The 1549-nt window shown below is 42.1% G+C and carries 2 protein-coding genes; both read right to left on the reverse strand.

The window, feature by feature from the left end; genetic code table 11:
* Window positions 1-130 precede the first annotated feature (130 nt).
* Entirely contained in the window at window positions 131-289 is a 159-nt protein-coding gene (locus AB1N33_RS16595) for a hypothetical protein (protein WP_411272678.1), read from the reverse strand.
* A gap of 167 nt (window positions 290-456) precedes the next feature.
* Entirely contained in the window at window positions 457-1224 is a 768-nt protein-coding gene (locus AB1N33_RS16600) for a CLCA_X family protein (protein ID WP_411272679.1), read from the reverse strand.
* Window positions 1225-1549: the final 325 nt, after the last annotated feature.

Genomic DNA, 1549 nt, shown 5'->3' on the forward strand with positions numbered 1-1549 from the left:
CGCTATACCCCTGATCAAGCACCAGACTGGCTGCATCATGTTTAAATTCCGGACTGAATGACCGTCTTTGTCTTCTCATTGAACACCTCGTTATTAAGTGTAATGCTACCACTTAAAACAGTGTTCGGGTTTAGTCTGCCACTACAGACCCTATATTATTTTTCAGTTTTGTTATGGTTGCGCGAGGTGTCTTGAATGCGAGCATGAAATCAAAGAAGAAGTTTTCCTTATCTTGCTCTTTAAGTATTTCTTCTAATTGAGTGAACGCCTTGGACTGATCAAACGCCATCTCTATCTCCCTTATAGAACTTTATCGCATTCGCTGATTGGTTCTCTTTAATAACTGCTTTGGGTAAAAAATATATCACATAAATTCATTTTGAATTCTGGTGAATCTTTAAAATTCAGTTCTTTATCGCAATAGTGGAATTGCAAGCTCTTCATTAAATTCGAGAGCTATGAGCTTTCAACTGCTTTTCCAAGCATTGAAAAGTAGGTACTGAGGTGGCTGTTTATATTTGCCCTTTCATCTCCCAGCGGATAAATGCCTAATTTTGCTTCAACCGACTGTTTTGTACCTTTCACAAGAAACTGGTTCTTTATTGGATTATCTTGCACGAAAGATTCAAATGCACGAGCGCTGACTTCTTGGGGGAGTGCATAGTAGTAGGAACCTAGTGCCTTGTCTGCTTGAGCGCTTCTTTTAAAAACATCGCTTGGCTCATCACTATCCGGCTTCAGAAAAATATGCTGGTAACATAATTCTAGGAGGTTGTTTAGTGGGTGTTCAACCACCACACCCCTTTGAAGCCATAATGATGATGCGAAATCATTTGTACTGCTTTTCTTAAGAAAACGACCTGTTATGAAGTGGTCGAAGGCATGGAAGTATTCGTGTGCAAGGGAGCCGGGGCCTGCGTTTTTAGCCAAGGCAATAGTTCGTGTCGCCGAGTTGTAATGAGCTGAACTGTACTTATTCCCACCACTACCAAACGCAATGGACAATGTTCCGCGAAGGGATATGACCTGTTCGTTGACCTGGAGTATGGTCATCAAATCGCAAAGAGCATCAAAGAAAAGATTTGCAGCGGCTTGCTGCTCTTGTTGATTTACCCAAGCGCCAACCTTAGCTGTCCGGAATCCGAATATTTTTACAATGTCACCAAAAGTCACATCCGCGCCGTCACGATGGCTGGGGCCATTTCGATAATATGGCTTTTTCACACCACTTGGCTTCGAGTACTTACTCTGACGCAATTACGCAACTCCATTTTTTTTACTTTGAAACCACTTTTTCATGGAGTTTTGCATGATCACATCCTTACAAATAAACTGCCATCCACGTGACTTCGCAGCTAAATAAAACAGATTTGTTGGTTTAGCCCATTCGCGCCAGTCATCATGACGCGCAGCGTCGGCGAGGCAATCATGGGTTCTACCCCGTTTTCACGGACGGTTTAATAAAGACGTAAACTTTTTGTCTTGATTAGCAAGTCTACGTCGCATTCTTGGATTATGGAACCGTTCAACGTAATCGAATATATCTGCT

Source organism: Alteromonas nitratireducens (assembly GCF_040812025.1).
GTDB classification, from domain to species: Bacteria; Pseudomonadota; Gammaproteobacteria; order Enterobacterales; family Alteromonadaceae; genus Alteromonas; species Alteromonas nitratireducens.

Excerpts from the sequence above, each read along its gene's own strand:
- AB1N33_RS16595 (WP_411272678.1), bottom strand. The coding sequence starts at position 289 with ATGGCGTTTGATCAGTCCAAGGCGTTCACTCAATTAGAAGAAATACTT.